Here is a 10,023-nt window from a genome sequence, read left to right as displayed (position 1 = left end):
ATTTCAATAGAAGTTTCAAATTCCTCGGGAATGACCTCATTTGCTCCCAAGTTCCGGTTTTCTTCAATTTCATTGACATACCTTGTCCTCACGATGATGTATGGGTTTTGGGTAATGTGCCTAATGGTCGCTATAATTCTTTTGGTAGCATCGGCATTGGATATGGCAATCACTGCTACTCTTGCCTTATGTATATTGGTGTGTTCGAGGACTGATTCATTGGCAGCATCACCATAGATGATGGGTTCTCCATTCATGGACTCTGTCCTTACCGTCTCAGGATTCATTTCAATGATGGCATAGGGGATATTCGCTGATTTGGCCGCCTTGGAAAGGTTGCGCCCGTTCAATCCAAAACCAATGATGACCAAGTGGTCCTTTAATTGGTCGTCTTCCAAAGAAGTTTCAGGGATATTTTCATTACCAAACCTTTTATTCAGTCTGCTGGGCAGTGGTAAATTGAGAATTCCACATGCCAACTCTTCTCTTTTTTTCAGAATAAATGGAGTGACAGCCATAGTTATGATGGAAATCGCCAAAAAATACTGATAGGTTTCCGCATCAAACAAATTATAACTCATCCCTTCCTTGGCCAATAAAAGGGAAAATTCACCGACCTGAAAGATAGAGAAGGCAACCATAAATGCCTCCTTGAACCCCTGCCCAATTGCTCTCACTGATATCGTGACAATAACAAACTTGACAATAAAAGTCAGGAGAATCAGTCCGATGATGACCAAAATATGGGAAAACAGGAAAGTAATGTCAAACAACATACCTACTGACACAAAGAAAAAGCTAAGAAACACTTCCCTGAAGGGAAGGATTTTACCGGTAGCATGATGGCTGTAATCAGATTCACTGATAATCAGCCCAGCTAAAAACGCACCCAAACCCAATGAAAGTCCAAGCAATGAGGTCAAATAGGCAACCGCAAAACAGATGACGATTATGCTTAGTAAAAATAATTCTTCGTTTCTGGATTTTGCTATCCTGAACAAAAGGTTGGGTACCAGATATTTGGCACTGACGATGGTGATCAATATGACGACTGCGCCTTTTACAGCCATCAAAAACAGTGATAACGCAATGTTGTCACTTTCACCTGCCAGCATGGGTGTGAACAACATCAAAGGCACAATCACCACATCCTGGAAAATCAAAATGGCCAACGTGGTCCTGCCGGGGATGGTGTTGACCTGTCCTCCTTCCTGTAAAAGCTTAAGTACTATAGCAGTACTACTGAGAGAAAAAAGAAAACCGATAAAAACGGCTACATTCCAATCAAAACCCAAGAAATAGGAGATAAAAGTAGTGACCAAAATAGTGATGGATACCTGCAGAGAACCGCCGATAAACACTGCTTTTTTGATGGCAAGAAGGCTTTTTAAAGAGAATTCCATCCCAATGACAAAAAGCAGCAAAATCACTCCTATCTCCGAAAGAACCTCAACGGTAGTGGATGCCTGCACCAAAGACAAACCATAAGGACCTGCAATAGCTCCGGTAAACAAAAAGCCTATAATGGTGGGAACTTTTAGCCTCATAAAGAGCAGAATCACCAAGGTGGCAAGTCCAAAAATCAGGACTATATCTGACAACATGGGCATTTCAACTGAGGCTAAAAGAAAGGATAACATAAAAGGAAAATTTTGTAAATGGATTGAATTATTCCAAAAATACAATTTCAGAATTTAAAAATTCCCTTTTTTGGAAATCAATAAGCCAAGCCTAGTTTTTTATAAATAAAATGCATTAACCAAGCAGGACCGATTAACAAAAACTGTATGTCCTTGAAAAAGGAAGGTTTTCGACCCTCTATTTTGTGTCCGTAAAACTGAAAAACCCAAGCTAAGGTGAATATGATCAGACTGACCGCCCACAAAGGGATTGGCGACATCAGGTCAATCAAATTGGCCAAAGCGAGGCAAAGTGCAGAAAAGAAAAACATGCCCAAGGCCAACGGAAGGGATAAGGAGGCATAATAAAAAAGGATCAGGATCAAGATTAAAGTTGCCCAATTGGCAAAACCTTGTGAAAATGGTAACATGGTGGAAAGTTGTTCGGAAGGTATGCTGTAAACCAACCCTACAATACTGAAGAAAATGGCAGGAACACAAATCCAATGGATTGTTTTGTTTGTTTCATTTTGATGGCTATGGCCATATTCAAGCAATAATTCATCAATTTTTCTCATGGTAACATTGGGTTGGTTGAAGGCGGGATAGTCATAGGGTTGGAATAAAGAGCCAAGCTAATCTTGGATTATCTGCATTAAATTAATAAATAGCCTCAAATATCTCTAATCTGGAAAAAATAATGTTAAGTTTTTGGGAAAAAAAGCATTTTTTAAATTTTGACCTGATTGTCATCGGTGGGGGGATTGTTGGGCTTTCTACTGCCATACAGTACAAAAAGCGGTTTCCAGTTAAAAATGTATTGGTCTTGGAGCGGGGATTGTTTCCAAGTGGAGCAAGTACCAAGAATGCCGGTTTTGCCTGTTTTGGTAGCTTGACTGAAATTTTGGATGACCTCAACCACCATACAGAAGAAGAGGTATTGAGTCTTGTAAAAAAAAGATATTCAGGTCTTTGTTCCATCAGAAAAGAGTTTGGCGATGATGCTTTGGGATATCAGGCTTCAGGAGGATTTGAATTAATTACTCAAAATGAAATTCACGATTTATATCAATTAAATACCATCAATGAACTTTTATACCCACTTTTTGGAAATCCTGTTTTTGAGGAGATTAAGGACATTTCAACATTCGGGTTTTCGAAAAAGGTCCTGAAAGTAATCAGGAACAGGTTTGAAGGTGAGTTGGATAGTGGAAGCTTTATCCAATCGCTATGGAATAGATGTCAGGAATTAAATGTAAAGATTCTTACGGGTGCGGAAGTGACGAATTTGGATATTGACAATAGTGAACTCACTGTTAGCAATGAAGGAAATGACATTACATTTAGATCAGAAAAAATTGCTGTCTGCACCAATGCATTTACCAAAAGACTAATCTCGCATTTAGATATCGTGCCCGGAAGAGGATTGGTTGTAGTCACCAAAAAACTTCCAGAAACAATTCCGTGGACCGGTTCTTTTCATTATGACAAAGGTTACGTTTACTTTCGGAATGTTGACAACCGGATATTGTTGGGAGGGGGAAGAAACATGGACTTCTTGGGTGAACAGAGCACTGATTTGATTGTTAATCATAAAATCCGGGATTACCTGAAAAATATCTACAGTGAAATCATCATGCCCGGTTCATCACCGGAATTTGAAATGGAATGGACAGGAATAATGGCATTCGGCAATTCAAAAACACCTATTGTGAAGATGGTAAACAATCATGTTGGTATGGCAGTCAGGTTAGGAGGGATGGGGGTGGCCATTGGATGGAAGACTGCGGGAGAATTGGTGGAGAAGTTATCTAAAGTGTAATATTCCAAAAAATCACTAAATTCAATTTTTCAAATTTTCAAAAAAACCTTTGATGATATATAAACCTAAGGAACCCTCAATACCGGAAGCATTATTTCCGATCGCTTTTCTTATTGTTTTACTGGTCATCAATATTTGGGTGTTTGGTACTGAGGGACTTTCGGGTTCCAATCAAATTGTGTTGGTGATATCCTCTGCGGTAGCTGCCTTGGTGGCAGTATTCAGGCTCAAGATCAAATGGGAAATACTGCAGGATGGAATTGTCAAAAGCATATCCTCTGCCATGTCGAGTATTTTGATTTTGCTGCTCATTGGGTCTCTTGCCGGTACCTGGATGATCAGTGGGATTGTTCCTGCCATGATTTATTATGGATTGCAGATATTGAACCCAACAATTTTTTTGATTGCTGCTTGTATAGTAAGTGCCATCGTGTCGATTGCCACGGGCAGCAGTTGGACAACAGTGGCCACGGTGGGTGTTGCGCTTCTTGGAATCGGAAGGGCATTGGGCTTTGAAGAGGGAATCATTGCAGGAGCAATCATCTCAGGAGCTTATTTTGGAGATAAAATGTCGCCATTATCAGATACTACCAATCTCGCCCCTGCGATGGCCGGGACAGATTTGTTTACCCATATCCGTCATATGACCAAAACCACTTTCCCATCCATGGTCATAACATTGTTGATTTTTGGAGGTATTGGTTTTACCACAGATGCGCAAGGTACAGTTGGGCAGGTAAAGGAGATTTCAGATGTGATTTTGCAAAACTTTAATATCAATGGTTGGTTATTTATCGTTCCATTGATAGTCTTGGGAATGATCATCAAGAAAGTACCGGCAATACCAGCTTTACTTACCGGCGCCTTACTTGGCGGAGTTTTTGCCATCATATTCCAGCCGGAAATAATTAGACTAGTAGCCAATGAAGCCGGTTCAAACATGGTTTATCAGTCATTTAAGGCTGTAATGATTTCCCTTTATGGTGAAACAAGTGTCATTACCTCTAATGATGTGGTCAATGAATTGTTGGTGACAAGAGGAATGGCAGGAATGTTGAATACAATATGGTTGATAGTTTGTGCCATGGCTTTTGGAGGAATTATGGAGGAAAGCGGAATGCTGAGGGTATTGGCGGAAGCAGTAATCAGAAGAGTCCATTCAGTTGGATCTTTGATAGCATCTACAGCCGCAACTTGTGTTTTCTTCAATGTCACGACCTCAGACCAGTATTTGGCCATTTTGGTTCCGGGAAGAATGTATGCTGATATATATAGAAAGAGGGGCTTGAAGCCGGAAAATCTGAGTAGGACTTTGGAAGATAGTGCAACGGTGACTTCGGTATTGATCCCATGGAATACCTGTGGTGCAACACAGGCTTCTGTTTTAGGTGTGGCCACCTTGACGTATGCGCCATATTGTTTTTTTAATATCATCAGTCCGTTTATGACCATCTTATTCGGATATTTGAAATTGGGTATCAATTTTTACAGTAAAGAGGAAATGTTGGAAATTAAAAAAGAGTTTGCGGTATGATTCCAAAAAAAATCTTAAAAACTGAAATCATGGATTTGCCTTTAGGACAGTTTGGGGGAGAAATAGTATTGGTAGATAATCTCAGTCAGGTGAAGGATGTGATCAAAGAACTTTCCGGAGAAAATCTTATAGGGTTTGATACGGAAACAAGACCTTCTTTTACCAAAGGCAGACAACATCAGGTTGCCCTGTTGCAATTGGCGACCAAGGACATTGCATTTTTGATCAGGCTGAATCAGATCGGTATGCCCGGAGTCATCAGGGAATTGCTTGAGACCAAGCAGGTTGTCAAGATCGGTGCTGCTGTCAGAGATGATCTCAAAGCACTCGGTAAATTAAGGGAAAAATTCGCACCTCAGAGTTTCTATGATCTAAATGAGGAACTAAAAAGAGTGGGTTTTGAAAATGTAGGCGTAAGAAACCTTGCAGCAATGGTGCTAAATATGAGGATCTCAAAATCAGAACAAGTGTCCAATTGGGAAGCACCGGTACTCTCAGAGAAACAGCTGCTATATGCCGCCACAGATGCTTGGGTATGCCTCGAAATATATAATAAACTAAGTTTTCAAGGATATCTTGAAGAAACCTTTAATCAATAATTATCTCTATTCCATCCAGATTTTCAAATTTTGATTTAATTTCATTCAACATACCCTCCCTGACCAATAATGACATGCTACAATCATTATCAAAATGTTGATTGATGATTTCCAATTCGTAGTCCTTGATAACTTTCATGACGTCATTCATTGACAGATAGCCAAATTGTAGGATGATCTTTTTTTTCACAACTTCTTCTACAATTTGGTTATTTGTAATGGCCTCCGCTGCGGCAGTTCTATAAGCAGCAATCAACCCGCCAACTCCCAGCTTTACCCCTCCAAAATACCTCACCACGACTATCAGTATATTGGTGATTTGATTAGACCTGATCTGACCGAGGATAGGATCTCCTGCTGAATGATTGGGTTCGCCATCATCATTAGTCCTGTAGATGTCTTTGTCTTTTCCCAGTACAAAGGCATAACAATGGTGTCGTGCATCATAGTATTTCTTTCTCAGTGAATCGAGCTTTTCTTTTATCTCATCCTCATGGGAAACAGGAAATGCGAAGGAGAGAAATTTGCTTCCTTTCTCTTTATAAAGCCCTGTTGAATCATATGATATAGTAAGATAGGTGTCTTCAGTTTCCAAAGTTTGTAATTTGGTTGGGGGGAATCAATTTTTTATTTGGGGTTGATTTACTCAATGTTGGACTTCAGCAAATACATAGTATCCTAATAAACAAATAAAAAGACTATAACAAAACTATTCAAGTAAAGTCATAATTTTGATTTTGTATAAATAGATATCTGCTTTCATATCGGTAAAGACTTTACATCATTTAAATGTTGGTTAAAGTATTGATTCATGGTTTCATCGGTCATCGGTTTTCCGTCAGGTTAAGCAATTAGATTAGTGGCTTTAATACGGATAATTAAATTTTACTTAAAAGATAAACTTCAATAACAGGGCAGACAGAAAAACTCATTTTTATTTATGGAAGGGAATCCACTTGTCACCATTATACTTACCTCATTCAATCAAAAGCTATTTGTTAATGATGCTTTGGAAAGTGTGAGGACCCAAAATTATCCAAATATAGAATTAATCATTGTCGATAACGGGAGTTCTGATACCTCACCTTTGATCATCCAAGAATGGATTGCAAAGTATAAACTTGAATTTCCGGTAAAGACCATTTTCAGAAAAGAGTCACTTCCCTATTGTAAGTCATTCAATGATGCCTTTTCCATGGCAAAGGGTAAATACCTGATTGATCTTTCCGGAGACGATATGCTTACTAGCGACCACATCAGGTTGGCAGTGAACAAGCTGCAGGATTTTCTTGGCTCGGCCTGTTGCTTTTCAGATGTGTTCTTGATTGATGAAAAGGGAAAAAGAAGGACTTTCTACAGGCGAAATTTTAGGGGAAAACTTAAGCAAAAAATCAGGGTGGGGGATATATACAGAGATTTGGTGAAAAAACACATTGTCTCCTCTTCCTCTTTGGTTTTTGATGCAGATTTGTTGAGAAAAGATGGAGGATATGATGAAGACCTGAGTTATGAGGATTTTGATATCATGGTCAGATTGGCAAGAAAATACCCTTTTGTCTTTTCCAACCATATAGGTGTGAATAAAAGGATCCATTCGAAATCATTTGCTGCTTCACAATATACCCCCCGAAACTCAGTCATGCTGCCTTCAACTTTAAAGGTCTGCCAAAAAATAAAGGCCATGAACCGTTCACCCAAAGAAAATGAGGCCTTGTTGCAGCGTGTCATGTATGAAACAAAACATGCCCTTTGGTCTTCCAATTTTGATGTTGCTGAGGGATTTTTGGCTTTAGCAGAGGAACTGAAGGTAAGTGGAAAAACATTTATGTGGTACAAAAAATGGTGTCAAAAAAGGTGGGATTTTTCTACCATATATGCGGTACTGAAAAAAATCAGCCCACAATAACTTCTACCATATTTTCTTCCTTGAAATATTTATTGCCCACAGCCATGATGTCTTCCTGATTGAAACTGAGTATAAGTTCGAGTTGGGCCTGATAAAACGAGAAATCAAGACCTGCTTGATGGATGGATTTAAAACGGCCTATCAGATCAAAACCGGAACTGAACTGAGTCAGTAATTTTCCCACCATATAATTCCTGACTGTTTCCATTTCATCACTAGGTACGGGTTCCTGTTGTAATTTTTGGATTTCGAGGTAAACTTCCTCAATAACCTTATCAGAAAATTCTTTGATCACATCTGCCATGACTGCCCAGTAATCGGCTGTCTTCAAACCACCTAGACTGCTACTGATGCCATAGGTATAACCTTTGTCCTCCCTGATATTTTTGATTAACCGGCATCCAAAATATCCACCTAATATGGTGTTGAATATCAATAAATAGTGGTAGTCAGGGTGTGTTTTTGGAATCATGTGGCATCCTATCCTGATACTGCTTTGGACTGACTTTTCTTTTTCTTCCCTGATTTTATGGGATGGTATATTGAAAGCTTCGGGATCTGATAGTTGGGTATGCCTGACAGGTAGATTTTCAAATGCCTCAATAATGATGTTCATTTCATCCTCTTCAATATTTCCTGTCAGAAAAATCTCAGGATTTGTCCACAACTCTTTATGATAGTATTCCTCCAAATCTTCCCTGGAAAACATATCCACATCACTTTCCTCCGCTATCTGACCATAAAGATGGTTTTCACCGAACAGAGCTTTTCTGAACAAGGAGGAAGCCCTATGGCCATTTTGTTCTTTATGGATGCTGATGCTGAGGGCTTTTTGTTTTTTTCTTTTTACCAGTTCTTTTTCAGGAAAAACCGCCTCGGTCAACAAATCCCTAAAAACAGGCAATACGGTCTTGAAATGTTTTTTTGTGGTCAATATTGAAAGCCCCTGATGTTCAAAGCCCAATTGTGGTTCTACCTCAGTGGCATAAGTGTCAAAAAAATCATCAAGTTCAGCTGCATTTTTGGTTTTGGTGCCTTCCATTACCATTTGCAAGGTGAAGGATGGTACCAGCTTTTTATCAAAGTTTTCATCTGGCAAACCGGCCACTGCACTGATTTCAAGTTTGATGGCATCAATTTCAGGGGTAGGTATAAAATAAATCGGGACTCCGTTTGAAAGAGTCCTGATTACTGGTGTTGGAAAACTAATTTCTTTTGGGATCTGAAATTCCGGTGCGGTCGACCTGTCTAAAATCATTTACGGGGGATGTTGTAGGAAAGGGATAATCTTAATGTTTCAGCCAATGGATGGTTTTGTTGCTGTGGAACGAGGTAAGAGAAATCAAATCCAAGTTCTTTGTATATGATTCCAACTCCCATGGTGAAATACCTTCGTCCGCCCTTATTGGGGTTTTCATAAAAATATCCTGCCCTAAGTGCAAATGTCTGACTGTAAAGGTATTCCATACCAAAAGAAACCATTACCTCTTGCATTTCCTCCCTGAAGCCATCAGGTGCATCGGAAAATGATCCGAATATACCGGAAAGCAATGGTCTGTCAGGATTTCTTCCTCTTTCAATTTCAAAACCCCCTTCTCCATCTGGAATGAGTGCTCCATTTTCGTCTGTTGCAAATATTGGAGGGGAAGGGACTAGCAACTTATTTAAGTCCAATGTAAATGTCAGGGAATTGTAATCATTCAGGTTCATCAGGTAAGCGGTGCCCACCCTAAGACTCGTTGGGATGAAATCAAGATCATCCGCACTGTTGTAGGTGAGTTTAGGGCCAATATTGGTGATGGTAGCTCCCCAAGACCAGATCCCGATTTTATCTCCGGCTAGGACTTCTGTTTTATAATAAATTCCAACATCCGTACCTACCGAAACACCCGGTCGGCTTTCAGCTCCTCCTACGGAGGATACATTACCCGAGAGGTTGGAATGGATTAACCTTGCAGAGATACCTAGTCCCAATTTGTCTGAAAGTTTTCTTGAGTATGTTCCTCCTACAGCGATCTCCCTTGGGGTAAACTCTCCAAGCTCCTGTCCCAACATGCCTGTTTGGATAATATCTCCCATATTGAAATACCTGAGGTCAAAACCCCATGCCGAAACATCATCTATTTTTTTATAAGCAGTCAGGTAACTGAGAGACATGTCATTCACCAATCTTCCCAACCAAGGAGAATAAGAAAGTGAGAATCCCATTTCATCCTCTATAAAAGACAGCTTACCTGCATTCCAATGTGCTGAGAAAGCATCAGGACTGGTAGCTACCCCTGCATCACCCATTGCAGAATGTCTGCTGTCAGGCGCAAAATTGAGAAAAGGTACCGCTGTGGTAATGACTCTTCTATCAGTATCCTGGCCTGAAACTATTGATGATGTTTGTCCTTGAGAATGATTGGACAAAAGAAAAAACCATGAAAAAATGGTCGGGGCAATTAAGGTTCTTATTTGTAGTTTCATTGAATAATAATTTTTCCGCTCTTGGTGTCTGAGGAACCATCTTTTTCAGAAGTGAGCAATAACCTGTAAATATA

Annotated in this window: 9 protein-coding genes; 4 read left to right on the top strand and 5 right to left on the bottom strand. The window is 39.7% G+C overall.

The features are described from left to right. The coding region (locus ACEW8O_RS17855; protein ID WP_373495988.1) for a cation:proton antiporter at positions 1–1,640 on the bottom strand (1,640 nt) is incomplete at its 3' end. A 77-nt stretch (positions 1,641–1,717) separates the two neighbouring features. Further along, entirely contained in the window at positions 1,718–2,197 is a 480-nt protein-coding gene (locus ACEW8O_RS17850) for a DUF962 domain-containing protein (RefSeq protein WP_373495987.1), read from the bottom strand. Between the two features lie 122 nt (positions 2,198–2,319). On the opposite strand from ACEW8O_RS17850, the gene ACEW8O_RS17845 reads away from it, so the two are divergent. Genes ACEW8O_RS17845 through ACEW8O_RS17835 form a run of 3 tightly spaced genes read left to right on the top strand, consistent with a single transcriptional unit; the run spans position 2,320 to position 5,574 of the window. Beyond that, positions 2,320–3,441 (top strand): NAD(P)/FAD-dependent oxidoreductase, encoded by a 1,122-nt coding sequence (locus ACEW8O_RS17845; RefSeq protein WP_373495986.1) that lies wholly within the window; start codon positions 2,320–2,322, stop codon positions 3,439–3,441. 52 nt (positions 3,442–3,493) lie between these two features. Beyond that, entirely contained in the window at positions 3,494–4,975 is a 1,482-nt protein-coding gene (gene nhaC / locus ACEW8O_RS17840) for a Na+/H+ antiporter NhaC (RefSeq protein WP_373495985.1), read from the top strand. Then, positions 4,972–5,574, top strand: coding sequence for a 3'-5' exonuclease (locus tag ACEW8O_RS17835; RefSeq protein WP_373495984.1), 603 nt, complete (start codon positions 4,972–4,974; stop codon positions 5,572–5,574). Before nhaC ends, ACEW8O_RS17835 begins: the two co-directional genes overlap by 4 nt. Here ACEW8O_RS17835 and ACEW8O_RS17830 read toward each other — a convergent pair. Then, positions 5,564–6,169 (bottom strand): YigZ family protein, encoded by a 606-nt coding sequence (locus ACEW8O_RS17830; RefSeq protein ID WP_373495983.1) that lies wholly within the window; start codon positions 6,167–6,169, stop codon positions 5,564–5,566. The genes ACEW8O_RS17835 and ACEW8O_RS17830 overlap by 11 nt on opposite strands. Before the next feature lie 345 nt (positions 6,170–6,514). On the opposite strand from ACEW8O_RS17830, the gene ACEW8O_RS17825 reads away from it, so the two are divergent. Next, on the top strand, positions 6,515–7,480 hold the full coding sequence (locus tag ACEW8O_RS17825; RefSeq protein WP_373495982.1) for a glycosyltransferase family 2 protein: 966 nt from the start codon (positions 6,515–6,517) through the stop codon (positions 7,478–7,480). On the opposite strand, the gene ACEW8O_RS17820 is transcribed toward ACEW8O_RS17825, so the two are convergent. Together ACEW8O_RS17820 and porV are read right to left on the bottom strand one after the other, a co-directional pair. Then, positions 7,467–8,738, bottom strand: a complete 1,272-nt coding sequence (locus ACEW8O_RS17820) for a M16 family metallopeptidase (RefSeq protein ID WP_373495981.1) — start codon at positions 8,736–8,738, stop codon at positions 7,467–7,469. The two genes, ACEW8O_RS17825 and ACEW8O_RS17820, sit on opposite strands and share 14 nt — an antisense overlap. Further along, the gene (porV, locus tag ACEW8O_RS17815) at positions 8,735–9,949 is read right to left on the bottom strand and encodes a type IX secretion system outer membrane channel protein PorV (protein ID WP_373495980.1); all 1,215 of its coding nucleotides are present in this window, start codon (positions 9,947–9,949) and stop codon (positions 8,735–8,737) included. Before porV ends, ACEW8O_RS17820 begins: the two co-directional genes overlap by 4 nt. Positions 9,950–10,023 lie beyond the last annotated feature (74 nt).

The organism is Aquiflexum sp., from assembly GCF_041749095.1.
Lineage (GTDB): Bacteria > Bacteroidota > Bacteroidia > Cytophagales > Cyclobacteriaceae > Aquiflexum.
This window is presented reverse-complemented; position numbering and strand designations above follow the sequence as displayed.